This is a genomic window from Rhizobium sp. 01N424 (genome assembly GCF_056399485.1).
In genome coordinates, this window is record NZ_JBFTRK010000001.1 from 447271 (window position 1) to 472222 (window position 24952).

Annotated in this window: 26 protein-coding genes and 2 tRNA genes; 19 read left to right on the forward strand and 9 right to left on the reverse strand. The window is 61.9% G+C overall.

The genetic code is table 11. The annotated features are described in order from the left end of the window. Complete coding sequence (locus AC1DNK_RS02300; protein WP_310293062.1) at positions 1-1212, reverse strand: glycosyltransferase family 4 protein; 1212 nt, start codon at positions 1210-1212, stop codon at positions 1-3. A gap of 224 nt (positions 1213-1436) precedes the next feature. After that, entirely contained in the window at positions 1437-4934 is a 3498-nt protein-coding gene (locus AC1DNK_RS02305; RefSeq protein WP_477939120.1) for a hybrid sensor histidine kinase/response regulator, read from the reverse strand. A gap of 211 nt (positions 4935-5145) precedes the next feature. On the opposite strand from AC1DNK_RS02305, the gene mscL reads away from it, so the two are divergent. The 5 genes from mscL (at position 5146) to AC1DNK_RS02330 (ending at position 11314) form a co-directional block, all read left to right on the forward strand. Then, a complete protein-coding gene (mscL, locus tag AC1DNK_RS02310) occupies positions 5146-5577 on the forward strand; it encodes a large conductance mechanosensitive channel protein MscL (protein ID WP_112387538.1) in 432 nt (143 codons plus the stop codon). Positions 5578-5704: 127 nt separating this feature from the next. After that, the gene (locus AC1DNK_RS02315; protein WP_477939122.1) at positions 5705-6871 is read left to right on the forward strand and encodes a pyridoxal phosphate-dependent aminotransferase; all 1167 of its coding nucleotides are present in this window, start codon (positions 5705-5707) and stop codon (positions 6869-6871) included. Between the two features lie 202 nt (positions 6872-7073). Further along, positions 7074-8108: a UDP-glucose 4-epimerase GalE gene (gene galE / locus AC1DNK_RS02320; RefSeq protein ID WP_477939123.1), complete on the forward strand. Its 1035-nt coding sequence runs from the start codon at positions 7074-7076 to the stop codon at positions 8106-8108. 111 nt (positions 8109-8219) lie between these two features. Continuing rightward, positions 8220-10193: a putative bifunctional diguanylate cyclase/phosphodiesterase gene (locus AC1DNK_RS02325; RefSeq protein ID WP_477939124.1), complete on the forward strand. Its 1974-nt coding sequence runs from the start codon at positions 8220-8222 to the stop codon at positions 10191-10193. A gap of 62 nt (positions 10194-10255) precedes the next feature. Next, positions 10256-11314 carry an enoyl-CoA hydratase/isomerase family protein gene (locus tag AC1DNK_RS02330; RefSeq protein WP_477939125.1) on the forward strand — a complete coding sequence of 353 codons (1059 nt, stop codon included), beginning with the start codon at positions 10256-10258 and terminating at the stop codon, positions 11312-11314. On the opposite strand, the gene AC1DNK_RS02335 is transcribed toward AC1DNK_RS02330, so the two are convergent. From AC1DNK_RS02335 to AC1DNK_RS02345, 3 genes are all read right to left on the reverse strand, one after another. Then, positions 11311-13371, reverse strand: a complete 2061-nt coding sequence (locus AC1DNK_RS02335; protein WP_477939127.1) for an ATP-dependent helicase — start codon at positions 13369-13371, stop codon at positions 11311-11313. The two genes, AC1DNK_RS02330 and AC1DNK_RS02335, sit on opposite strands and share 4 nt — an antisense overlap. Positions 13372-13464: 93 nt before the next feature. Continuing rightward, entirely contained in the window at positions 13465-13698 is a 234-nt protein-coding gene (locus AC1DNK_RS02340) for a hypothetical protein (RefSeq protein ID WP_477939863.1), read from the reverse strand. Positions 13699-13833: 135 nt separating this feature from the next. Continuing rightward, the gene (locus tag AC1DNK_RS02345; protein ID WP_477939128.1) at positions 13834-13971 is read right to left on the reverse strand and encodes a hypothetical protein; all 138 of its coding nucleotides are present in this window, start codon (positions 13969-13971) and stop codon (positions 13834-13836) included. Positions 13972-14133: 162 nt separating this feature from the next. Between AC1DNK_RS02345 and AC1DNK_RS02350 the strand changes: the two genes are divergently transcribed. Then, the gene (locus AC1DNK_RS02350) at positions 14134-14400 is read left to right on the forward strand and encodes a hypothetical protein (protein WP_477939130.1); all 267 of its coding nucleotides are present in this window, start codon (positions 14134-14136) and stop codon (positions 14398-14400) included. Between the two features lie 252 nt (positions 14401-14652). On the opposite strand, the gene AC1DNK_RS02355 is transcribed toward AC1DNK_RS02350, so the two are convergent. The 3 genes from AC1DNK_RS02355 to AC1DNK_RS02365 all read right to left on the reverse strand — a co-directional run bounded on the left by AC1DNK_RS02355 (position 14653) and on the right by AC1DNK_RS02365 (position 15565). Then, the gene (locus AC1DNK_RS02355; RefSeq protein ID WP_112387545.1) at positions 14653-14895 is read right to left on the reverse strand and encodes a DUF982 domain-containing protein; all 243 of its coding nucleotides are present in this window, start codon (positions 14893-14895) and stop codon (positions 14653-14655) included. A gap of 226 nt (positions 14896-15121) precedes the next feature. Next, on the reverse strand, positions 15122-15289 hold the full coding sequence (locus AC1DNK_RS02360) for a Thivi_2564 family membrane protein (protein ID WP_112387546.1): 168 nt from the start codon (positions 15287-15289) through the stop codon (positions 15122-15124). A gap of 201 nt (positions 15290-15490) precedes the next feature. Beyond that, positions 15491-15565, reverse strand: a tRNA-Thr gene (locus AC1DNK_RS02365). 154 nt (positions 15566-15719) lie between these two features. On the opposite strand from AC1DNK_RS02365, the gene AC1DNK_RS02370 reads away from it, so the two are divergent. The 11 genes from AC1DNK_RS02370 to AC1DNK_RS02420 all read left to right on the forward strand — a co-directional run bounded on the left by AC1DNK_RS02370 (position 15720) and on the right by AC1DNK_RS02420 (position 22177). Then, the gene (locus AC1DNK_RS02370; protein ID WP_310293036.1) at positions 15720-15914 is read left to right on the forward strand and encodes a hypothetical protein; all 195 of its coding nucleotides are present in this window, start codon (positions 15720-15722) and stop codon (positions 15912-15914) included. A gap of 106 nt (positions 15915-16020) precedes the next feature. After that, on the forward strand, positions 16021-17313 hold the full coding sequence (gene murA, locus AC1DNK_RS02375) for a UDP-N-acetylglucosamine 1-carboxyvinyltransferase (protein ID WP_477939131.1): 1293 nt from the start codon (positions 16021-16023) through the stop codon (positions 17311-17313). A gap of 144 nt (positions 17314-17457) precedes the next feature. Continuing rightward, positions 17458-17895, forward strand: a complete 438-nt coding sequence (locus AC1DNK_RS02380) for a DUF2948 family protein (protein WP_477939132.1) — start codon at positions 17458-17460, stop codon at positions 17893-17895. A gap of 53 nt (positions 17896-17948) precedes the next feature. After that, positions 17949-19247, forward strand: coding sequence for a histidinol dehydrogenase (hisD, locus tag AC1DNK_RS02385; RefSeq protein WP_477939133.1), 1299 nt, complete (start codon positions 17949-17951; stop codon positions 19245-19247). Between the two features lie 3 nt (positions 19248-19250). Next, a complete protein-coding gene (locus tag AC1DNK_RS02390) occupies positions 19251-19724 on the forward strand; it encodes a UPF0262 family protein (protein ID WP_477939135.1) in 474 nt (157 codons plus the stop codon). Beyond that, positions 19721-20206: an arsenate-mycothiol transferase ArsC gene (locus AC1DNK_RS02395; protein WP_477939136.1), complete on the forward strand. Its 486-nt coding sequence runs from the start codon at positions 19721-19723 to the stop codon at positions 20204-20206. Before AC1DNK_RS02390 ends, AC1DNK_RS02395 begins: the two co-directional genes overlap by 4 nt. A gap of 120 nt (positions 20207-20326) precedes the next feature. Beyond that, positions 20327-20545: a translation initiation factor IF-1 gene (gene infA / locus AC1DNK_RS02400; protein ID WP_003545338.1), complete on the forward strand. Its 219-nt coding sequence runs from the start codon at positions 20327-20329 to the stop codon at positions 20543-20545. Between the two features lie 45 nt (positions 20546-20590). Then, positions 20591-21211 (forward strand): Maf-like protein, encoded by a 621-nt coding sequence (locus AC1DNK_RS02405; protein ID WP_112387553.1) that lies wholly within the window; start codon positions 20591-20593, stop codon positions 21209-21211. A gap of 15 nt (positions 21212-21226) precedes the next feature. Beyond that, positions 21227-21439 (forward strand): DNA gyrase inhibitor YacG, encoded by a 213-nt coding sequence (gene yacG, locus AC1DNK_RS02410; RefSeq protein ID WP_112387554.1) that lies wholly within the window; start codon positions 21227-21229, stop codon positions 21437-21439. 182 nt (positions 21440-21621) lie between these two features. After that, positions 21622-21697 (forward strand) — tRNA-Phe (locus AC1DNK_RS02415). A gap of 123 nt (positions 21698-21820) precedes the next feature. Next, positions 21821-22177: a VanZ family protein gene (locus AC1DNK_RS02420; protein ID WP_477939138.1), complete on the forward strand. Its 357-nt coding sequence runs from the start codon at positions 21821-21823 to the stop codon at positions 22175-22177. 13 nt (positions 22178-22190) lie between these two features. On the opposite strand, the gene AC1DNK_RS02425 is transcribed toward AC1DNK_RS02420, so the two are convergent. After that, on the reverse strand, positions 22191-23402 hold the full coding sequence (locus AC1DNK_RS02425) for a TIGR03862 family flavoprotein (RefSeq protein ID WP_477939139.1): 1212 nt from the start codon (positions 23400-23402) through the stop codon (positions 22191-22193). A gap of 116 nt (positions 23403-23518) precedes the next feature. Between AC1DNK_RS02425 and AC1DNK_RS02430 the strand changes: the two genes are divergently transcribed. Next, complete coding sequence (locus AC1DNK_RS02430; RefSeq protein WP_477939140.1) at positions 23519-23947, forward strand: OsmC family protein; 429 nt, start codon at positions 23519-23521, stop codon at positions 23945-23947. 109 nt (positions 23948-24056) lie between these two features. Next, positions 24057-24950 (forward strand): DMT family transporter, encoded by an 894-nt coding sequence (locus AC1DNK_RS02435; protein ID WP_112387557.1) that lies wholly within the window; start codon positions 24057-24059, stop codon positions 24948-24950. The last annotated feature ends 2 nt before the right edge of the window (positions 24951-24952 follow it).

Sequence of the window (24952 nt, forward strand, 5' to 3'; positions counted from 1 at the left end):
CTAGGCCGCAAGAAAGGCATTTTCCCCCGTGTAGATCGCGATCATCTTCCGGTCCCATTCCTGGCGGGAGGGTGCGATCTTCTTTCCGAAGGCGCGGGCGCCCTCGGTGAGTTTTTCGACAAGACTGTCGTTCTTCACCTTGCCGAGCGCGTCGGCCAGCGAGGCGGCATCGCCACTCTTGAACACCAGCCCGGCGCCATTCGCCGCGATCTCTTCGGAGATCAGCGCATTGCTGCTGACGATCAGCGGTATCCCGCTCATGATCGCCTCGGCGGCGACAAGGCCATAGGGTTCCGGCATGCGCGACGGCATGATGAAGACGCGCGCTTCGCCGGCAAGCCTGGCGACGGTGGCATCATCCAGCCAGCCGGGAACCCAGCAATGCGGCAGGGTCTTCTGCATCTCTTCGAGCAGCGGCCCGCGGCCGATCAGGGTCGCGGCCTGGCCGGTCATCCTGAGCGCATCGCCGAGCGTGCGCACACCCTTTTCCCAGGTCATGCGGCCGAGAAACATGATGCGCTCGCGAAGCCACGGCTCGGTCGGCTGGCGGGTCAGTGGTTCAGTTGGCGTGCGCAGCGTCTGGAAATGCTTGAGCGGCCCGGGCGTCAGATAGGCTTCCATGTTTTCATGCGCCAGGATCACCTCGATCCGCTCCCAGAAGGCCTCGCCGACACCGGCCTGCGCCAGCGTGCGGCGGAAGCGCCAGAGCTTGTGCAGATAGTTGCGCTTGTCGCAATTGGTGGTCAGGCAGCCGAGAGACATCGGCGTCACGCCGCAGATCTCGCCGCTCTTGTAGTTCAACAGGCCGCCATTCGGGCAGTTGAGGAAAAAGTCATGGGCGGTGATGATGACACGCGCGTTGCTCTGTGACAGCGCGTGGAAGATCGAGGGCGAGAGGATTTGGTTCCAGCCGTGAACATGGACCACCGTCTCGTCGGTGGATTCCTTGAGCAGCCCGGAGAGCGCCTCATAGGCCCGCTTGTTGAAATGCCGGTCGAAGATATTGGCGATCGCAGGGCCGTCGCGCAGCGGCTTCTCGCCGAGCGCGATGGTGCGCACATCAAGCCCGTATTCCTTCAGCCCCGCCCCGTCGTCACCAACGAAGAAGGTGCAGTTGACTCCGGCATCGACACAGGCTTCCAGGCATTGGATGGCAACCTTGGTGGCGCCACCCCGGACAACGGAAACGTCATTGACGACAATCAGGCGCATATGTGGAACCAAAGCTTTGCCAGGGGTCCAGGGCGGACCCGTGTCGATGAGGATAGAAGATTGTTGCCCGGCTCAATGAGGCGATGGATCGCACGCTATTGCAATTCAGCCTTTTGCATTAGCCTACCATTGCGGGCACCGGCGGCGATCTTTTGTACAACCGCTGCGCTTGCGTTTTCGCGCATGGCGACGACGGTCCGGCAGGCAGGTTCTCTGGGGAGACTTCATTCCGCGGCTGCTCGCTTCTGGCCCGAAATCTGCGTGATGAAGGCGCGAAGTGCGGCCGGGCGCACCGGCTTGTGCTGCACGGCAATCCCGTGGCGTTCTGCTTCAGCCCGGATTTCGAGTGTCCGGTCGGCTGTCAGAAGCAGTGCCGGAAGCTCGGCGCCGAAGCGCTGGCGCAGATCGAGGATCGCGGCAATGCCGGTCCCGTCGTCGAGGTGATAGTCGGCGATCACCAGGTCGGGTGTGGGCGCGTGGAAGTCCGCCACTTCGGCGAGTGAAGCCAGCGATTGCACCTCGCAGCCCCAGCCCGAAATCAGAAGCCGCATGCCCTCGATAATATTCGGTTCGTTGTCGATGCAGAGGATCTTGAGGCCCCGGAGCGTCTGCGCTTGGCGTTCAGTGCTGACAGCCGCAACCGGCGCTGCCCCGAGCTTCGTCGTGTCGAGCGGCATGGCGATGCGGAAATCGGTTCCCTTGCCGTGCGTCGAGTGCAGTTCCACCGGGTGGTTCAGAACGCGGGCGATGCGATCGACGATCGAAAGCCCGAGCCCGAGCCCGGTTGCCGTCCTGGCGCCTTCGTCGAGGCGGGCGAACTCCTTGAAGACGGTGCGGAATTTCGAGGGCGGAATGCCGATGCCGGAATCCATCACCTGGATCACCACCTTGTCGCCGCGCCGGCGCACGCCGACCAGTACCTTGCCGGTCAGCGTATATTTGATGGCATTGGAGACGAGGTTCTGCACCAGGCGGCGCAACAGGTTCGGGTCGGAGCGCACCTTGAGGGTGGTCGGCATCACCACCAGCTTCAGCTTCTTCTCGCGGGCGATCGGCGCGAAGTCGGTCTCGATCCGCTGGAGAAGATCCGACAGCGGCACCGTCGTCAGCCGCGGCCTCATCGCGCCGGTATCCAGCCGCGAGATGTCGAGCACGGCGCCGAGAATGGTCTCGACCGACTCGAGCGCCGAGTCGATGTTGCGCACGATCGGCCCGTTGTCGGATTGCGCCATGCGCTCGACCAGTGCCGATGAATAGAGCCGCGCGGCATTCAGCGGCTGCAGAATGTCGTGGCCGGCGGCGGCAAAGAAGCGGGTCTTACCGATATTGGCCTCGTCGGCCGAGGCACGCGCTTCGCCGAGCTCGTGGTTGACCCGCGTCAGCTCGGCGGTGCGTTCGGCAACGCGCTGCTCCAGCGTTTCGTTCGCCTGTTTCAGCGCCCTGTCGGCCTCGACACGCTGGGTAATGTCGGTGAAGGTGGCGACGATGCCCTTGTCCGGCATGGCGTTGGAGCGCACTTCGATGATGCTGTCGCCGCCGCCGAGCACCAGCGAGAACGGTTTGTCGAGCGTCTGGAAGTGGCGCACGGTCTGTGCCAGATCGGCCGCCGGGATGTCGCCGCGCTGGCCGAGAATGGCGACGATCTCCGACAGCGGAAATCCGACCCGGCCGACATCTTCAGGCAGGTCGAGCAGCTGGCGGAAGCGCCGGTTCCAGATCGTCAGCCGGTTTGAACTGTCGAAGACGGCGATCCCCTGATCCATCTGCGACAAGGCCGTCTGCAGCATGTCCTGGTTATATTGCAGCGCCTCGCTCGCCTGGTCGAGCAGCCAGGCCGTATCCGACGACGCATCCTCGATCTTCTGCAGGATCAGCGACAGCACCAGCCTTGCCGAAGACGAGCCGATCGCGCTGCCGAGCAGCTGTTCGCTGAAGTGGATCAGCGCCATGTCGGCCGGCTGGTCGTCTTCCAGCTTGCGGCCGGAGCTTTGCTCGTAAGTCGCAAGCGAGCGCTGCATCCGTTCCTCGCCGAGATAGCGGGCGATGGCGGCCTTCAGATCGCCGACGCTGATCCGCGTCTTCCAGCCGCGTGTCGCAAATTGCGAGCGCGACTGCCGCTTGACGAAGATGCCCGCCTGGATGCGCTCCAGCGGCCGGGCATTGCGCGTCATCGAGCCGACGATGAAGAAAGCCGTGTTGACCAGCAGGCTCATCGTCGTTGCGTTGACGAGAGGGTCGGCATCCGGCGCTGTGAACACGGTGGTGCCGGGAAACAGGAAGCCCAGGAAGCCGCTGGCGATATAGGAATAATCGGGCCCGCCGAGCGACGGCAGGAACAGCAGATAGAACCAGATGACGAAGCCGGACGTCAGCCCGAGGATCGCGCCGCGCGCATTCGCCCGCCGCCACACGAGGCCGCCGAACAGCGCCGGCGCGATCTGTCCGATCGCCGCAAAGGAGAGCAGGCCGATCGAGGCGAGACCCGCCGTACTGTCGGTCGAGCGGTAATAGGCATAGCCGAGCAGCAGGACAGCGAAAATGGCGCTACGGCGGATGTTGAGCAGCGTCTTGGCAAAGTCGTCGCGCTGGCTGGCGCGTCCAGCGAGCTTCCGCCGCAGGAAGATCGGCATGATGATGTCGTTCGACACCATGATCGACAACGCCACGGAATCGACGATCACCATCGCTGTTGCCGCCGAGAAGCCGCCGATGAAGGTGATCAGCGACACCATGGGCATCTGCCCGGCAAGCGGCAGTGAGAGCACATAGAGGTCGGCATTGCCGGCGCCGCCGAAGGTCAGCAACCCGCCGATCGCCACCGGCAGCACGAAGAGATTGATGGCGACGAGATAAAGCGGGAACAGGTAGCCCGCGAGCCTGAGCTGCTTGGCCGTCCTGTTTTCGACGACGGTCACATGGAACTGCCGCGGCAGCATGATGATCGCAAAGGCCGAGAGCAGCGTCAGCACGATCCAGCGGCTGATCGGCGTCTGGTAATCCAGTGCTGCGGTCACCAAGGGGTTCGCCGCACTTTTCTCCCAGAGATCCATCGGCCCGTCGAACAGGAACCAGATGACGCAGATGCCGGCTGTGAGAAAGGCGATGAGCTTGACGACGGATTCCATCGAGACGGCGAGGATCAGCCCGTCTTGATGCTCGGTCGCATCCGTGTGGCGGGTGCCGAACATCACCGCGAAACAGGCAAGCATGAGGGTGACGATCAGCGGCAGGTCGAGGAAATAGAGATTGCCGCTGCCGATGCCGTAATCCTGCGGGTTCACGACAACAGAAACGGTGCTCGAAATCGCCTTCAGCTGCAGCGCGATATAGGGAATGACGCCGACCAGCGAGATCAATGCAACGATCGTCGCGACGGTTGAATTTTTCCCGTAGCGCGCCGCTATGAAGTCGGCGACCGACGTCAGCTTCTCGGCTTTGGCAAGCTCGATGATCCGCCGCAGGAGCGGCATGCCGAGCGTGAAGACCAGGATCGGTCCGATATAGATCCCGGCAAATTCGAGGCCGTGCTGCGAGGCAAGGCCGACACCGCCGAAATAGGTCCAGGACGTGCAATAGATCGCCAGGCTGAGCGCATAGACAACGGGCCAGCCGCCTTCCTGCGTGCCAAGCCGGCGGCTTTTGCGGTCGCCATAGCTCGCGACGGCAAACAGCAGCAGCATGTAGCCGAAGGCAGACGCGATTATGACCCAGCCAGGAAGCATCGATCCTCCACCGGCGAGTTGTTCGCCGGGCCCCTTGAGTTTCAAAGATTAGGGGAAATGCCGCCCTTTGGAAATCGGGGCGGTCTAGACCTTAAGTCCAAGACGCCGGAAGAAGTGGTTATTCAAAATTAACAATTGAATAATTATGGCGGACATGTAGCTAATAAAGCACGGACTGTCAGTGAGTGCGCATCAGAGGGAGACAGATCGGATGCTCAACGAATTCAAAGCGTTTATTGCCCGCGGTAACGTCATGGACCTGGCGGTCGGTGTCATTATCGGCGGCGCTTTCGGCGGTATCGTCAAGTCGCTTGTCGACGACATCATCATGCCGATCGTCGGTGCCATCTTCGGCGGCTTCGACTTCTCGAACTATTTCATTGGTCTCTCATCGGCCGTCAACGCACCGACGCTGGCTGCCGCCCGCGCGCAGGGCGCCGTCTTTGCCTATGGCAATTTCATCACCGTCCTCATCAACTTCCTCATCCTCGCATGGATCATCTTCCTGATGGTCAAGGCCGTAAACATGCTGCGCAAGCAGATCGAGCGTAACGAGGAGAAGGCTGCGGAAGACGCGCCGCCGCCGGCAGACGTGGCGCTGCTGACGGAAATCCGCGATCTTCTGGCCAAGCGTCCGGCCTGATTTCAGTGCCTTTGAGCCCTGCCATCAGGCAGGGCTCGATCCATCACGAAAATCGATGTGACATCACGCTTTCTCATTGGGATTTGCGCCGGGTTTTGTTCTATGAAGTCCAAAACCGGAGTCCTTCATGTCGATCGTCAATAGCCTCAGCCCGCGCGCCATCACGGCACCCGAAAGCGGGATCGTCGAAGTCGTCAATTACGCCCGCGGCCGCGAAGGTCTGCTGCCCCTTTGGGTCGGTGAGGGCGATCTTCCGACCCCTGATTTTATCAGCAAGGCGGCGATGGATGCACTGGCGGCCGGGGAAACCTTCTACACCTGGCAGCGCGGCATACCAGAGCTTCGCCAGGCACTCTCCGATTACTACGCCCGCCATTTCGGCGTGACGCTCTCGCCGGAACATTTCTACGTCACCGGCTCCGGCATGCAGGCGATCCAGATCGCCGTGCAGGCGATGACCTCGCCGGGCGACGAGATCGCCTATCTGACGCCCGCCTGGCCGAATATCGCAGCCGCACTCGAAATCGCCGGCGCCCGTTCGGTGGGCGTCGAGCTTCAGTTCGAAGGCGGCAAATGGGCGGTTGATCTCGACCGGATCGAAGCCGCGATCACGCCGAAGACCAAGGGCCTCTTCGTCAACACACCGTCGAACCCGACGGGCTGGACGGCGACGAAGCAGGATCTGGCACAGATTCTCGAGATCGCCCGCAAGCACGGTCTCTGGATCATGGCCGACGAGATCTATGCCCGCTACTTCTACGCCGGCGGCCGCGCGCCTTCGTTCTTCGACGTCATGGAACCGGGCGACAAGATCTTCTTCGTCAATTCCTTTTCTAAGAACTGGTCGATGACCGGCTGGCGCGTCGGCTGGATCGTCGGCCCGCCGGAAACCGGGCAGGTGCTGGAAAACCTGATCCAGTATTCGACCTCGGGCGTTGCGCAGTTCATGCAGAAGGGCGCGGTCGCAGCGCTCAACCACGGCGATGATTTCGTCGCCGCCAACATTCGCAAAGCCACCGAAGCCCGCGATATCCTCTGCGACGCCCTGATCGCCACCAATCGCGTCGAGACGCTGAAGCCCGATGGCGCTCTCTATGCGTTCCTGAAGATCGACGGCGTCACCGACAGCCGCAAGGCCGCGATCGATATCGTCGACAAGACCGGTGTCGGCCTGGCGCCGGGTGCGGCTTTCGGCGCGGGCGGCGAACTCTTCCTGCGTGCCTGTTTCCTGCGCGATCCGGCCCAGGTTCGCACCGCCGCCGAGCGCCTTTGCGACTACATCATGAGCCGCTGAGATCGGAATGCCCGGCGCCATCAGCCGGGCATCTGCCCCGTATTTGGCCGGTTCGATAAAATTGTAGCGAAAGCCGAAATCGGCCTCTAACCACAGCCGCAAACTTAGCCGCCGGAACGGCCCAAAACGGGTCTTTGATAAGAAAATCCGAAAGGGAAAACCCGTCTGATGCCCCTGTGCGATAAAACAGGGAATGCGGGACATGGCAATCTTGGTGACGGGCGGCGCTGGCTATATCGGCAGCCATATGGTCTGGACGCTGCTTGAGGCGGGTGAAGAGGTGGTCGTGCTCGATCGCCTATCGACCGGCTTCCGCTGGGCGGTTGCGCCTGCGGCCCGCTTCTATCTCGGCGATGTTGCCGATCCCGATATTCTGCGGACGATCTTTATCGAAAACGACATCGAGGCGATCATCCATTTCGCCGGTTCGGCCGTCGTACCGGTGTCGGTTTCAGATCCGCTCTCCTATTACGACAACAATTCCGGCAAGACGCGCGCGTTGCTCAGCGCGTCTATCGAAGCCGGCGTACGCCATTTCGTCTTCTCATCGACCGCTGCTGTCTATGGACCGCAGCCGAATTCCGATCCGGTCAAGGAGACCGCCAGCCTCAATCCGGAAAATCCCTACGGCCAGTCGAAGCTGATGACCGAGTTCATGCTGCGCGATGCGGCCGCAGCCTATGACTTCGACTACGTGGCCCTTCGCTATTTCAATGTTGCGGGCGCCGATCCCGAGGGTCGCGCCGGCCAGTCCACCAATGGCGCGACGCATCTGATCAAGGTCGCTTGCGAAGCGGCCCTCGGCAAGCGCGACAGCGTCGCCGTCTATGGCGTCGACTATCCAACGCATGATGGCACCGGTGTGCGCGACTACATCCATGTGACCGATCTCGCCGAGGCGCACCTGAAGGCGCTACAGCACCTGCGCAAGGGCAAGGGTTCGTTGGTCGCCAATTGCGGTTACGGCTCGGGCTATTCCGTTCTCGATGTGCTGAACATGGTCACCCGCGTCCACGGCCACTCGTTCAAGATCCACATGGCGCCACGCCGCCCGGGCGATTCCGCCAGCGTCGTTGCCGATGCAACGCTGGCGCGACGCCTGCTCGATTGGGCTCCGAAGCATGACTCGCTGGAAACCATCGTTCGCAGCGCGCTTGATTGGGAATTGGAACTGACCCAGCGCCGCGTCGGCGATCTCCAGGGCATCTACCGCGAACTCGCCGCCGCATCGTTCTGATCGCGCTAACATGGTGTTTACCATCTGTCTGAGGATAGAGGGCTAGCGCTGGCGTAAATAAGAAAAAATCAAGCTTTCCCTGGCTGTTTTATGGCCAAGGGAAAAGGGACAATGAAAAGCTTCATCGCTTCGCTACGGCTGCAAAAAGACAACCCGAAGTTCTTGATGGCACAGTTTCAGGCTCTGTCGACACAGATCCCGATTCTCTATGTCCTGCTGATCATCAATTCGCTGGCCGTCGCGATCACCCACATCAAGACCGCGCCGCTCTGGCTGTCGCTCTATATCCCGACCGGCCTCAGTGTCGCCTGCCTGTTCCGCCTCTGCTGGTGGGAGATCAACGGCAAGGAAAACGTCACGCCTGAACGCGCCTACAAGGTGATGCGCGTGACGATCGCCGGCTCCTGCATTCTCACCATCGCCTTCGGCGCCTGGGCCGTCGCGCTCTACAGCTACGGCGATGCCTACCAGCAGGGCCAGATCGCCTACTTCCTCGTCGTGACAGGTATTTCCTGCGTCTTCTGTCTCATGCACCTGCCGGTCGCGGCGATGATCACCACGGTCATCACCTTCACGGCCATGGTGCTGACCTTCCTGTCGTCAGGAAATCCTGTTTTCATCGCCACCGCCGTCAGCGGTCTGTTCCTGATCCTTCCGTTCCTGCGGGTGATCAACAGCTATTTCCAGAATTTCGCCGGTCTCGTGCAGATGACCGAGGAGCTGGAGAAGAAGCAGGCCGAAGCGCATGAGCTGAACCTCGTCAACAGCCGCAACGCGCTTCAGGATCAATTGACCGGCCTTGCCAATCGCCGCAGCTTCTTCCTGTCGCTGGAGCGCATGCTGCAGGAGCAGCCAAAGGAGCCGCCGGTTATCGGCATCATCGACCTCGACGGCTTCAAGCCTGTCAACGATATCTTCGGCCATTCGGCGGGTGATCTCGTGCTCAAGGAGACAGCGCGCCGCTTCACCGCGCTTGCCGGCAGCGAGGCTGTCGTTTCCCGTCTCGGCGGCGATGAGTTCGGTATCATCTTCCCGCAAGGTATCAGCCGCAGAGCGACTGCCGATCTCGGCCAGGCTCTCTGCGCCTCCGTTCACGAAGCCTTCGAAATTCCCGACGGTTCGGTGCGCGTCTCCGGATCCTGTGGCATCGTCTATCCCGAGGGTGGCGATCTCTCCGCCGAAGATCTCTACGAGAAGGCCGACTTCGCGCTCTATCAGGTGAAGAGCAAGCGCCGCGGCGGCGTCGAATTCTTCTCGGCTGAACACGAGAAGATACTGACCCAGCGCTACCTGATCGAGCTCGAACTGCAGGCCAACGATTTCGCCAGCGAGCTATCGCTTGAATACCAGCCGATCATCGAGCTCAAGAGCGGCCGCGTCGTCGGCTACGAGGCCTTGGCGCGCTGGGACAGCGCCCGCTTCGGTCGCATCAGCCCGGATGCCTTCATTCCAGCCGCCGAGCGCACGGCCGTCATCGGCCGGATGACCCGCGTGCTGTTCGGTCAGGCGCTCGACGCGCTGAAGCAGATCCCCGATCATCTGCGCCTGTCGTTCAACCTTTCGGCCCGCGATATCTGCGACCACGAGACGTCGATGGCTCTCCTGGCCATGATCCATCGCTCCGGCGTCGATCCAAAGCGTATCGAGTTCGAGATCACCGAGACGGCGCTGCTTTCCGATTTCGACACGGCCGACCAGGTGATCGGCGTGTTGCGCGCCGCCGGTATATCGATCGCGCTCGACGATTTCGGCACCGGCTTCTCCAGCCTCAGCCACATCCATCGTCTCGCCTTCGACAAGCTGAAGATCGACAAGGCCTTTGTGATGAATTTCGATCGCGACATCCGCTCGATGAACATCACCCGCTCCGTCGCCAATCTTTGCCAGAACCTCGGCATCGCATCGGTTGCCGAAGGCGTGGAGAGCGAAGAGGTCGCCGACGGTCTGCGGGCGATGGGCGTGCGACTGGCGCAGGGCTACCATTTCTCCCGGCCGCTGAAACTCGACGCGGCGATCGACTATGCGCTGCAGCGCGACGGCCTGATGATCGGCCAAGAGCCTTTGCACGCGATGCTGCCTTACTGATCCCACTGGAACGAAGTGCCGCGCCTGTCTATTGATATCTGATCAACAAAGGCGTGGCGACAATGCATAAAACATCCGACCGGGAAGTCTTCATCGAACGGCGCGGCAGCGCGGGTATCATCCGCCTCAACCGTCCCAAGGCGCTGAATAGCCTGACGCTGATCATGGTGCGCATGCTGGACGCGGCGCTCGACGAGTTCGAAGCTGATCCTTCGGTTGCGAGCATCGTCGTCACAGGCGAGGGCGAGCGCGGCTTCTGCGCCGGCGGCGATATCCGCGCCCTCCACCAGAGCGGCCTTGCAGGCTCGGAGGAGGCCGAGACCTTCTGGCGTGAGGAGTTCGCGCTCAACCATCGCATCGCCAATTTCACCAAGCCCTACATCGCGGTCATGGACGGTATCACCATGGGCGGCGGCGTCGGTCTTTCGGCGCATGGCCGCCACCGGGTTGTAACCGAGCGCACGCGGCTTGCCATGCCGGAAACCGGGATCGGCTATTTTCCGGATGTCGGCGCCACCTGGCTGCTGCCGCGCATGCCCGGCGAAACCGGCACCTGGGCAGGGCTGACCGGCCTGGAAATGAATGCCACGGACGCGCTCTATGCCGGGCTTGCCGACGTCAAGATTGCCTCCGCCCGCTTGCCCGAGATGATCGATGCGCTGGCCCGCATGCCAGTCGGATCGTCGTCGACCACCGTCGATGCCATGCTGAAACATCTCGCCAATCATCCCCATGCCGGCCATCTGGAGCACAACCGGGCGATCATCGACCGCGCTTTCCGCTTCGACAGCGTCGAGGACATTCTGGCGGCACTGGAGGCAGAGGATGGAGCCTTCGCCGCCGAGACGCGCACCGTCATCGCCAAACGCTCGCCGACCAGCCTGAAGCTGACGCTGCGTCTGCTGCGGGCGGGCAGGGCGAGCGCCAGCCTGGCAGAATGTCTGAACCGGGAACTGGCTGCCTGCATGCAGATCCTGAAGACGCCCGACTTCTATGAGGGCGTCCGCGCCGCCGTCATCGACAAGGATCGCAATCCGAAATGGAAACCGGCGGATGTCTCGGCGGTCGGCCCTGAAGCCCTCGCGCCGTTTTTCGGCCGCGTCGAGCCCTTGGCCCTTTAGCGCCACATGCCGCGCATGCGTGCGCCGACATCGATCCGCACCTGGCGCGCCTGCTGGCTGGCCGCCGTTTCGGCCTTCGCTTGCTGCCAACCGCAGACCTCGAAGAATTGCAGCAGCGTTGCCGGGATGAAGCGGGTGCGGGAGGCATAGACATGCCGGTCACCCTGCGCATTCTGTCCGTGGGTGAAGAAGCGCTGCGGCACGACGAGATCGAGATTGTCCTTGGCCCGCGTCATCGCGACGTAAAGCAGCCGCCGTTCTTCCTCGATCTCCGCACTGCTGCCGACTGCCAGATCGGATGGTATGCAGCCATCCACGACGTTCAGCATGAACACCTTGGTCCATTCCTGCCCCTTGGCCGAATGGATGGTGGAAAGGATCAGGTAATCCTCGTCGAGCAGCGGCACGCCGGCCTGGTCGCTGGTCGCATCCGGCGGATCGAGCGTCAGTTCCGTCAGGAAGCGCTCGCGGGAAGGATAACCCGCTGCAATCTGCTCGAGCTGCAGCAGGTCGGCTTGACGCGTCGAGGCATCCTCATGCAGCCGTTCCAGATGCGGCTGATACCATTCGCGCACCAGCCCGATTTCGGCAGGCCATCCGGCCTTGCCGGTCTTCAGCTCCTGCATGACGGACACGAAAGCCGTCCAATCGTCGCCCGAGCGCGGCGGTGCGGCCAGTTCGGCAAGCGCCTGGATCGGGCTCGGATCGGCGGCCATATGATCGAGCGTCTTCTGCGCCGTCGAAGGGCCGACACCTGGCAGGATCTGCATCAGCCGGAACCCGGCGACGCGATCGCGCGGATTGAGCGCAAAGCGCAGCGCCGCGAGCATGTCCTTGACATGCGCGCTGTCCAAAAACTTCAGCCCGCCGAATTTGACGAAGGGAATGTTGCGCCGGGTGAGCTCCACCTCCAGCGCGCCGCTGTGATGCGAGGCACGAAACAGCACCGCCTGGCTCTTCAGCTTGACGCCTTCCTCGCGGTTCTCCAGCACCTTGTCGGCGACGAAGCGCGCCTGATCGGCCTCGTCGCGAACGGTCACCAGGCGCGGCCGCTCGGCCGATTGCCGCTCCGTCCAGAGGTTCTTGGTGAAACGCTCAGAGGCAAGGTCGATGACGGCATTGGCGGCCGCCAGGATCGGCTGTGTCGAGCGGTAATTCCGGTCGAGCGTCACGATATTGGCGGCAGGCGTGAACGAGGCCGGGAAGTCGAGAATGTTGCGCACCGTCGCGGCGCGGAAGGAATAGATCGACTGCGCATCGTCGCCGACGACGGTCAGTCCCTGTCCGCCCGGCTTCAGCGCCAGCAGAATGGAGGACTGCAGCCGGTTGGTGTCCTGATACTCGTCGACCAGCGCATGATCGAAGCGGCTGCCGATATCCTCGGCAATCATTGGCTCTGCCACCATCTGCGCCCAGTAGAGCAGCAGGTCGTCGTAATCGAGCACGTTCTGCGCCTGCTTGGCCTCGACATAGGCGCCGAAGAGATCGCGCAGCTGGTTCTCCCAGGTCGCGCACCAGGGAAAGGCATCGCGCAGCACCAGCGGCAGTTCACTCTCGGAATTGACCACCCGCGAATAGATCGCCAGGCACGTCCCCTTGGTCGGGAATCGGTTCTCGGTCTTCGAGAAGCCGAGATCGTGCCGGATGATGTTCATCAGATCGGCGCTGTCTTCCCGGTCGTGGATGGTGAAAGCCGGATCGACACCGATCTGCTCTGCATAGTCGCGCAACAGCCGCGCGCCGATACCGTGGAACGTGCCGCTCCAGGCGAGCGCATCGGCCATGATGCCGGAATTGGCGCCGAGCACTTCGGCGCAGATGCGCTCGACGCGCCGCGCCATCTCGGAGGCGGCCCGGCGCGAGAAGGTCATCAGCAGGATGCGGCGCGGATCGGCGCCCTTGACGATCAGATGCGCGACACGGTGCGCCAGCGTGTTGGTCTTGCCGGAACCGGCACCGGCAATGACCAGCAGCGGTCCCGCGACATGGCTGCCCTCGGTGAGGGTTCCATGCTCCACGGCCATGCGCTGTTGCGGGTTGAGCTTCTCGAGATACATCCAGCCGTCCGGTTGGCGCCCGCGCGGCAGAGCGGCACGGACAAATAAAACGTTCCTTGAATGTTCTCGATAGTGATTCCTGTCAAGCGCGCGTCAGTAGACGAAGTCGGAAACCACTTCCTGGCGTGTCAGTTTCAGTGTCCTGTCCGGCTGCAGGATATAGGTCTCCTGCACCTTCTGGCCGCTCGAATTGTAGAAGCTGTTATAGACATAGCTGCCGGGTGGCGATTTCGTCAGCTTGGAGCGGGCAGGGCCGCCATAGGTGAGGCTGCCCGGAATAGGCGTCGGCCCGGCGCCGCTATTGGCAGCGCTACAGGCCACCAGCATGGCGGCGGCGGTGAAAACCGGAACGATGACCTTGAACATGACAGTTGCCCCTTCAGCCCCTTCATTGATATGGCGCCAGAGATCCGCTTCGCCAAGTAGAGAGCGTTGAAATTTGCGATGGGGCAGAGTGGTGCGCTACTTCGGCTCCGGCTGCTGTATCGTTTTCGGCGGCGTGTCACCGTTGCTGCCGCCCTGCTCGAAGGGCTTGATGACGAGAATACTGAGAACGGATGCCACCATGAGCGCGACGATGATCAGCATCAGTGTTTTCATGATTAATTCTACTTCGTCCGGTCACGTTGTTCTCAACCCTATTGAACAGACCGGCTGCCCGAAAAGTTCCGGCAAGTGCGCGTGAAATCGTGCGAAGAAAAGCGGGGAACCAAAGCCGCCCTTCAAGGGTTGATTGGGCGGATTTCAACGCTGGAGAGAGTCATGAGGACGTTTATCCGTATGGGGGTTCCAGCCCTTTTCATTGCCTCCGCCGCATTTGCCATTCCCGCATCCGCCTCTTTGGAAACCGATGTCGATTATTACTCGGCTCTGCCGCAGGATCAGATCGCGCTCAACGAATATACCAGCACCGTCGCCTGCCAGCCGGCCGAGGCGCATTACGTGCCGTCCTTCATCCGCGCACCTGACGGCACGATCATGGGCGTCGGCTATGTGGAAGTCGAAAGCCAGAGCGATACCGGCTGTTGAAGGAGTGAAATATCCGAAGTATTTCCGAAAATTATCTCTGTTCGAGGCTCGTCTGCATAAGCAGAGGGTGACGAGCCTCTGACCATCATCATGATGGCTGCCGATGTTTTATTGTCGGCCTGCGCCGGCGCGCAACGTCAATACTTGGGCTATCCAGCCCGTCCTTCACCGTTGGTTAAATGAAAATAAACAGCCGTCCCGTTCCGGCACGCAGCCGTCAGGGTCGCTGTTTAGGGCCGAAGCTGTCGCCGGTCAGTGAAGCCTGAGCTTCGCCTCTTCGGCCGCTGCCACAAACTCCAGCCGCGCCTCTTCCGCCGTCTTCCGGCCGTCAAGCGCTGCGCGGCAGGTGCTGCGGGCTTTCAGATAACGCAGACCGCGCGCCGCGGGCCAGAGATCGGCAAGGCACTTCAATGCATCGAACGGACCGTTAACGGTACGGGCATCGGTATCCTCGAAGCCGACCTTGACCGGACTATCCCATCTGTCAGTTGCCATAGGCGTATTCCTCCAGTGTTTACGCCAAACGCGCACAACGCACCTCGTGTTCCTCCCGAAGGGCTCGTGCTGAGGGTATATTAGCGGGTTATTCATCGGTCGCAATGGGGGATTTGAACTGAACTCGGCCAGATCGGCCACCTCACATTGGAGGAGATGCCGAGGGCGAACGTGTGGCCGTGCCCCGTGCGGGAATTGTGGCCCGGCAAAAGCCGGGCCCCGGATCCTAGAAGACAGCTAGGTATTTCAGCAGCGACACGATACCGATGATGATCACGATAATCTGCACGATCTGCCGTGTGCGGCCATCGATCGGCAGGCGTTGAACCAAGTACAATACGAGAATGATGACGAGAAACGTGATCAGAATACCGATCAGTATCGAAGCACCCATTTATCCCCACTCCTATCCAAAAAGCCTTTCGGCGACAGGGATTTAACTATGGGGCAACAAGTCAAAGAAAAGGGGGAGGTCTGAAACTTGATAAATTGCTCTGTTGGAGCGGTGCCGCCATTCATGTTGGCGACGGCACATTCCAGGTAACTGTGCAGGATCGGCGTAAGCTGGGGATGCGTGAATTATCTGAAGAAAAGCTGGTGCTGCCGAGTGGGATTGAACCACCGACCTCACCCTTACCAAGGGTGTGCTCTACCACTGAGCTACGGCAGCAGGACCAGGAACGCTTCGAGCCATCAGGCTGTGTTGCGTGGACGGGGCGCCTATTGCCACAGGTTCCGGACAAGCGCAAGCCGCAATTTCGAACTTCACGTGGATTAACGAGGAAGGCCTTTTGGCGGGAGCGGGAATCCGCTAAGCAGAATGTATGGAAGACAATAGCGAAAAGCCTGTAAATGGGCGCAAGGCGGCAATCGAGGAGCAGGCGCGGCTGCGGCGCGAGCGGGCTGCGGAAAAACTCCGGGAAAATCTTTCGAGGCGCAAGCAGCAGGTCCGGGCGCGCCGTTCCGGGCAGGCAGACGAGACGATTGGCCTGCCTGCCGCAAAAATGGACGAATCGTAATGTTGGCTCCGCGGCGAATTGAAGCGTCGCGGGAATTCGTCTAAAGACCCCCATCCCTTTTAAAGGCAGAACTTTCAGGAAAGGCGGGCGCAGCCCGTAAGCCCCCATGGATCGTATCAGAATTGTCGGCGGGAATGAGCTTAACGGCATCATCCCGATTTCCGGCGCCAAGAACGCCGCACTGCCGCTGATGATCGCGTCTCTGCTGACCAGCGACACGCTGACGCTCGAAAACGTGCCGCATCTGGCCGATGTCGAGCTGCTCATGCGCATCCTTGGCAATCACGGCGTCGACGTTGCCGTCAACGGCCGCCGCGAGCGCCAGGACGACGCCTATTCGCGCACCATCCATTTCACCTGCCGCACCATCGTCGATACGACCGCCCCTTACGAGCTGGTCTCGAAGATGCGCGCCTCCTTCTGGGTCATCGGTCCGCTTCTGGCGCGCGAGGGACAGTGCCGCGTTTCTCTGCCGGGCGGTTGCGCCATCGGCACGCGTCCTGTCGATCTCTTCCTCGAAGGCCTGACGGCGCTCGGCGCCAACCTGGAAATCGACAGCGGCTATATCAACGCGACGGCGCCGAAGGGCGGCCTCATCGGCGCCAAGTACACCTTCCCGAAGGTCTCGGTCGGCGCCACCCACGTGATGATGATGGCGGCAACGCTTGCCCGCGGCACGACGGTGATCGGCAATGCCGCTCGCGAGCCTGAAGTCGTCGATCTCGCCAACTGCCTGATCGCCATGGGTGCCAAGATATCAGGTGCCGGCACGCCGACGATCACCATCGAAGGCGTGCAGTCGCTCTCGGGCGCCCGCCACCGGGTTCTGCCCGACCGTATCGAAACCGGCACCTATGCCATGGCCGTTGCCATGACCGGCGGTGACGTCGTTCTCGAGAACACCGATATGGCGCTGCTCGAAACCGCATTCGAAACGCTGCGCCGCGCCGGTGCCGATGTTTCGGCGACCAACAGCGGCGTGCGCATCAAGCGCAATGGCGCCGGCATCAAGCCCGTCGACGTGGTCACCGATCCCTTCCCGGGCTTCCCGACCGACCTGCAGGCGCAGTTCATGGCGCTGATGACCCGTTCGTCCGGCGTCTCGCATGTCACCGAAACCATCTTCGAAAACCGCTTCATGCACGTGCAGGAACTGGCCCGCCTCGGCGCCAAGATCTCTCTGTCCGGCCAGACGGCGAAAATCGAAGGCGTTCAGCGGCTGAAGGGTGCGCCTGTGATGGCAACCGATCTGCGCGCTTCCGTCTCACTCGTCATCGCCGGTCTTGCGGCTGAAGGCGAGACCATGGTGTCGCGCGTCTATCACCTCGATCGCGGCTTCGAGCGCCTGGAAGAAAAGCTCACCCGCTGCGGCGCCATCGTCGAACGCGTCAGCGAATAAGGGAAGGGCGGTTTTCCGCCCTTTGCTTTCCCCTGCCGGCATTGCCGCATAGCTGTTGCGCATTGCCCTCAGGCGTCCTATTTCCCTTGTCTAACGCATCGCCATACCGGCGGTGCGGTATCATCGACCGGGGGTACAGTCTGCATGACCGATCTGAAGCTTCTTGCACTCGACAGTGAAGACCTTGCTGTGGTCTCCGCGCATCTGCAGGACGCCGTTTTCAAGATCGGCGACATCGCCTGGTCCCCCAAGGATGGCCAGTTCGCCTTTGCCGCGAACCGCTTCGTCTGGGAAGAGGCAAACGGCAAGCGCAAGGGCTTCGAGCGCCGCCGCGCTGCCCTCGTTTTCAAGCGCGTTCTCGCCGTCCGCTCCACCGGCATCGACCGCAAGCGCCGCGACGAAGTGCTTTCACTGCTGTCGGTCGTTTTCGAGCCGAAGGGCGAGGGGCCAGAGGGCACGATCGAAATCACGCTGTCGGGTGCGGCCGAGATCGTTCTCGATGTCGAATGCATCGAAGTTCAGCTTGCAGATATCGGCGGAGCATGGGAAACCGCCTCCAAGCCGCGCCATCCAGGCGCCTGACGATCGTCTCTGCGCGGTTTGATGTTTAGCGTTGGTTTGGAAGGAAATTGAGCGTGGCAATCTGGCTGGATCAGGCATCGGATGGTTTCGAGCAGCGTTTCGCCGCTTTTCTGACGACCAAGCGCGAGGTCTCCGAAGACGTCAACATCGCGGTGCGTGCCATCATCGATGACGTGCGCGCCCGCGGCGATTTCGCACTTGCCGAATATTCGAAGAAATTCGATGGCATCGATTATGCCAAGGTGCCGATGCGCGTCACCGAAGCTGAGATCGACGCTGCCGTCGAGGCAGTTCCGGCCGAAGTGCTGGGCGCGCTGAAGGTCGCCGCCGTCCGCATCGAATCCCATCACGCCCGCCAGCTGCCGAAAGACGATATCTACGAAGACGCCATGGGCGTCGGCCTCGGTTCGCGCTGGACGGCGATCGAAGCCGTCGGCCTCTATGTTCCCGGCGGTACCGCGAGCTACCCCAGCTCGGTGCTGATGAATGCCGTCCCGGCCAAGGTTGCGGGTGTCGATCGCATCGTCATCGCCGTTCCGGCAACCGGGGGCGTCGTCAATCCGGCGGTACTGGCAGCTGCGAAGCTCGCAGGCGTCTCCGAAATCTACCGTGTCGGCGGCGCACAGGCGATCGCCGCACTTGCCTATGGCACGGAAACCATCGCGCCCGTCGCCAAGATCACCGGCCCCGGCAATGCCTATGTCGCGGCCGCCAAGCGCCATGTGTTCGGCACTGTCGGCATCGATATGATCGCCGGACCCTCGGAAGTGCTTGTTATTGCCGACAAGGACAACAATCCGGACTGGATCGCCGCCGATCTGCTGGCCCAGGCTGAACATGACGCGAGCTCACAGGCGATCCTCGCCACCGATGATGCTGACTTCGCCAAGGCCGTCGAAGCCGCCGTCGAGCGCCAGTTGAAGACGCTGAACCGCGCCGAGACCGCTGCCGCCAGCTGGCGCGATTTCGGTGCCGTCATCCTCGTCAAGGATCTGAAGGACGCCATCCCGCTCGCAAACCGCATCGCCCCTGAGCATCTGGAGCTGGCGGTCGTCGATCCCGATGCGCTTCTCCCGGGCATTCGCAATGCCGGCGCGATCTTTATGGGCGCGCATACGCCTGAAGTGATCGGCGATTATGTCGGCGGCTCCAACCACGTGCTGCCAACGGCGCGTTCGGCGCGCTTCTCGTCCGGCCTTGGAGTGCTCGATTTCGTCAAGCGCACATCGATCCTGCGCCTCGGCCCGCAGCAGCTGCGCGAGCTTGGCCCGGCGGCGATCGCCTTGGCTGTGTCCGAAGGCCTCGACGCTCATGCGCGATCGGTCGCGATCCGCCTCAATCTCGAAAGGTGAGGCATGGTGAAGGGCGACTTCCGGCTTTCTGATGTCGTCCTTGACGACACGATCGGCCGTTCGACGCCCGATGTCGAGCACGAGCGCGCCGTCGCTATCTTCGATCTGATCGAGGAAAATACCTTCGAGCCCGCCGGTCATCCGGGCGGGCCCTACAAGCTCAACATCTCGCTTGTCGACAGCAAGCTGGTCTTCGTCATCAGGACGGAGGAAGGCGGCGATGTTGCCACCCACATCCTGTCGCTGACGCCATTCCGCCGCATCGTGAAAGACTATTTCATGATCTGCGAAAGCTATTACGAAGCGATCCGTTCGGCTTCGCCGAGCCGCATCGAAGCGATCGACATGGGCCGCCGCGGCATCCACAACGAGGGCTCGCAGACGCTGAAGGACAGGCTGAAGGGCAAGATCGACGTCGATTTCGACACGGCCCGGCGCATCTTCACGCTGGTCTGCGTGCTCTACTGGCGCGGATGACCGGGATGGAGCCTGCTCCGCTCACCGCAGAAGGCAAGGCGCCGGGCGCGATCCTCTTCATGTGCGGCATGAATGCCATCCGCTCACCGATGGCCGAGGCAATCGCCCGGAGCATGCTGCCTGCCAACATCTATATACGCTCGGCGGGCGTTCGCGCCGGCGAGCGGGATCTCTTCGTCGATGCCGTGCTTGAAGAGATCGGCCTTTCGCTCGGCCGCCACCTGCCGAAGACGCTGGACGAACTCGAGGACGACTACTTCGATCTGATCATCACGCTGTCGCCGCAGGCTCATCACGCAGCGCTGGAACTGACGCGTGCCAACGCCGTTGAAGTGGTGTATTGGCCGACCATGGATCCGACCGGCGAAACCGGCAGCCGCGACCAGATTCTCGATGCCTACAGAGAGGTGCGGGATCACATTGCGGCGCTGATCGAGAGCCGGCTACTCAGACGAAACGGCATTGCCGCGCAATCGGCCTAAAACAAAAGGAAGAAAGCCCGATCAACAAGGTTCACAAATGACCGTTGATTGTGTAGTTTCCGCCCAAATTTTAAGGTGGCGCAAGTCCGCCATCTCAACCGACAGGAAGAAAAGCCTTATATGCCTAAAGAAGAAGTCCTTGAATTTCCGGGTATCGTGACCGAACTTCTGCCGAACGCGACCTTCCGCGTGAAGCTTGAAAACGAGCACGAAATCATCGCCCACACGGCCGGCCGCATGCGCAAGAACCGCATCCGCGTTCTGGCGGGCGACAAGGTTCTTGTGGAAATGACCCCCTACGACCTCACCAAGGGCCGTATCACCTACCGTTTCAAGTAAGCTTGGGCCGCAAGCCCTCGAGGCTTCCTTTCCGGTCGAGGTTCCATGGCGCTCACATACAAGCTCATCCTGGCTTCCGGTTCTCCGCGACGTGTCGACCTGCTCAATCAGGCAGGCATCGAACCGTCGCGCCTGATGCCGATGGATATTGACGAGGCGCCGAAGAAATCGGAGCATCCGCGCTCGCTGGCCCGCAGGCTCTCGACCGAGAAGGCCGAGGCGGCGCTGTCGGCGATCAAAGGCGATCTGGCCTGGAAGGGCAGCTATATCCTCGCGGCCGATACGGTCGTCGCCGTCGGCCGCCGCATCCTGGGGAAGGCCGAGTTTGCGGATGAGGCTTCTGCCTCGCTCAATCTGCTCTCCGGCCGCAGCCACTGGGTTTATACCGGTGTCTGCCTGGTAACGCCCGATCGCAAGGTCCGCCAGAAGATCGTCGAGACCAAGGTGCGCTTCAAGCGCCTCTCCGGTTTCGAGATCGAAAGCTATCTGGCCTCCGGCCAGTGGCGCGGCAAGGCGGGTGCCTATGGCATCCAGGGTCTTGCCGGCAGCTTCGTCCAGAAAATGGTCGGCTCCTACACCAATGTGGTGGGCCTGCCGCTTTATGAAACTATCCTCCTGCTGACCGGTGAAGGCTTCGATGTGCATAGCCGGTGGCCTGAGGGCTAAGCCGGGGGCATCGTCATGTCCGAAGACGAGAATAGAACCACCGCCAAGGTCGAGCCGCTTCGGAAGACGCGGCCCTGCCCGGAATGCGGCAAGCCATCGCATCGCGAACATTATCCGTTCTGCTCGAACCGTTGCCGCGAGGTCGATCTCTCACGCTGGCTGACGGGCGCTTACGCCATACCCGTTGCCGACGATGAGAAGAAAGCCGAGTACGACGACGAGGAATAGCCTGTAAAACCACCGGCGAAGTCATTCAATTCACTCAGGAATTTGGAAAAATTCCACAAGCCTCAAAAAACTGTCATTTGACGCTTGCCATGTCCCGACAAGATGCTATAACCCCGCTCGCTTCCGGGGCACACCAAACCCTCCGGTTCTTTCTTTGAAAGAATGCAGGCCGAAGCAGGAATGCCCAGATAGCTCAGTTGGTAGAGCAGCGGATTGAAAATCCGCGTGTCCGTGGTTCAAATCCGCGTCTGGGCACCACTCTTTTCCTTAAGAAAAGCTTGATCATCGCCTCGCGTTTCGTGGCAGTTGCATGTCGCGGATTAGCCCATTTTGTACTTTTGGCTGAATTGCGCCTGCCCGCCATCGGCCTACCCTTCGCCCATGAACAAGATGCTTCTCGTGAGAGTGGCCGCCTGGCTGTCGCTGGCCGCCGTTATATTTGTGACCGTGTGTCCGATCGAGTACCGGCCGCACGATATCATCGACGTCGACGTCGATCGCGCCATGGCCTTCATGGTGATGGGCATTCTGTTCGTCACCGGCTATCCGCGGCGGGTCGTTCTGTGTGCGGTGCTGCTGGTCATCGGTGCCTTCGCGCTGGAGACGCTGCAGTTCCTGTCTCCGACGCGTCATGCGCATTTCGAGGATGCCGCGACCAAGAGCATGGGCGCGCTTTTCGGCGTCTTCCTGGCGGAGGTCGTCAACCGCATCAGAGGTATCCGGCACAAGACGGGATAGGCGCGGGCCGTGTTCAGTCGCGGTCCAGCCACGCAAGCATGCCCTGCGCTGCCGCCTTGCCTGTCGCCATGCATGCCGTCAGCAGATAGCCGCCGGTCGGCGCTTCCCAATCCAGCATTTCGCCGGCGGCGAAGATGCCGGGGATGGCCTTCAGCATATAGCCGTCATCGATAGCATCCAGCGCAATGCCTCCGGCCGACGATATGGCTTCGGCAATCGGCCGGGTTGCGGTCAGCGGGATCGCCAGCGCCTTGATCCGCGCAGCAAGTTGCTGCGGGGCCTTCAGCGCGTCGTCTCCTGCAAGCTCCCGGATCATCCCGGCCTTGGCGGGGTCGAGACCGGCGCCCTTGCGCAGCCGGTTGGAGAGGCTTGCCTTCTTGTCCTGCCTGGCGAGGTCTGCTGCCAGCCGTTCGACCGATCGCCCTGGCGCGAGATCGACAAGCAGCGAGACGGCACCATCACGCTGCAGATCGTCGCGGAGGGCCGCCGCATGGGCGTAGACAAGGCTGCCCTCGATCCCATGCTCCGAAATGACGAATTCACCGGGAAATGTCCCGGCCGCCGAAGTGGCTGTCACCGCCTTCAACGGCGCCCCGGCAAAGCGCTCGCGAAACACTCCGCTCCAGTTGACATCGAAGCCGCAATTGGCCGGGCGGAAAGGGGCCATATCGACGCCTCGCTCACGCAGCCACGGCACCCAGGCGGCATCGGAACCGAGCTTCGGCCAGCTCGCGCCGCCGAGTGCCAGCAATGCCGCGTCCGGGTGGATGACCTTCCGGCCTTCCCGGGTTTCAAGCACCAGGCCGCCATCAGCAAAGCCGATCCAGCGGTGGCGTTTCGCGATGACCACGCCTTGCGTCTCCAGACGGGCGAGCCAGGCGCGAAGCAGCGGCGAGGCCTTCATGACCGTCGGGAAGACGCGGCCGGATGATCCCACGAATGTCTCGGTGCCGAGTTCGTCCGCCCAGCGGCGGATATTGTCGGGCGTCAGTGCGTCAAGCGCCGGGCGAAGGCGGCTGGAAGCGCTGCCGAAGCGGGCGGCGAACTGCGCGTAGTCTTCGGAATGGGTGATGTTCAGCCCGGATTTCCCTGCGAGCAGAAATTTTCGCGCCACGGTGGGCATGGCGTCATAAACGGTGACCGCGTGGCCGGATCCCGCCAGCGTTTCCGCCGCCATCAGGCCCGCCGGGCCGCCGCCGATGATCGCGATCTGTTTTTTCTTCATGGGCTGTCTGATACAGCATTCAAATGCGTCCGTCTCCGGATTCGAGAGAAGCCGTTTCGTTGCGTGTTGCGGCCAAACTCACTATCTCAATGCCATCTCAAATGGAGTGTCGCGGCATGGCCGATCTCAAAGCAAGACCCAGACCCACAGGCGCCAAGGCCGTCCTCGGCCGGACCGGATTTCCGCATGTCACCTCGGCGACGAAGGGCGAGATCGATATCGTCACCAGCCCGTCGCAGCCAGGCTTCAATCCGCTCGATCTTCTCTATTCATCGCTCTCGGCCTGCCTGGTGCTGAGTGCCCGCATCGCCGCCAGCAATCTCGGCGTCCTCGACAAGATCACCGAGATCACCGCTGACGTCACCGGCGAGAAGGCTGCTGAAGGCCTGTCGCGGGTCCAGAAGTTCAACATAGCCTTTTCGATAAAGGGCGAGATCGACGAGGAAACGCGGCAGAAGATCGCGCATCTGGCCGAAGACGAGATCTGCACGGTCAGCAACACGATCCGCGGCAACCCGGAATTCTCGACGGTTATTTCCGGTTGAGCTTTTGTGTCGCGGGTGTCGTTCCCGCGCTATCCTCTTTCGGTTCGATCTGATAATTCGCATCCCGGCTGGCGTCTCAATCATGGCTGGCCGGGAAAGCATAGAGATCATGTCGCAGGCCGCCGCCCCTTCCACCGAAGCCGCTCCTTCACAACGTTTCGCGCTGACGGCGCTCATCCTTGGCGGCGCCGCCATCGGTGGTTCGCCGATCTTCGTGCGGCTCTCCGAAGTGGGGCCGATGGCAACGGCCTTCTGGCGCGTCGCGCTGGCGCTGATCCCGATCTTCATCTTCTCGCTGATCAAGAAGGATTCAGGCCCGAAGCCTGAAAAGCTCTCCGATTATGCCATGCTGATTCTGCCGGGCGTCATCCTCGCGGCGGATCTCGCGGCCTGGCACCTGTCGATCACCATGACCTCGGTTGCCAATGCGACGCTGCTCGCCAACCTCGCGCCCGTCTTCGTCACCGTCATCGGCTTCGTCGCCTTCCGCGCGCCCGTTTCGCGCATTTTCGTGCTGGGGCTGGCATTGGCTCTGGCGGGCGTGGTGATCCTCAAGGGCGGACCGGCGGCACTCGGCAACGGCGATCTGCGCGGCGATGGCGTGGCGATCATCGCGGCGATCTTCTATGCAGGCTACATCCTGGCAATCGGCCAGCTGCGCAGCCGTTTCGATACGATCCGCATCATGCTGTGGAGCACGGCATCGGCCGCCATCTGCGTCTTCCCGCTGGGCTTCTTCTTCGAGGCGCATATGCTGCCGCCGACGGCCTATGGCTGGGCGATCGTCTTCGGCCTTGCCTTCATCAGCCACGCAAGCGGCCAGGTGGCAATCGCCTTTGCGCTCGCCTATCTGCCGGCCGCCTTCTCGTCGCTGACGCTGCTGCTGCAGCCGGTCGTCGCAGCCATCCTTGCCTGGGTGCTGCTCAACGAGGCGATCGGCCCGATGCAGGCGATCGGTGGTCTGGTGGTGCTCGCCGGGATCATGATCGCCCGGCGAGGCTGAGC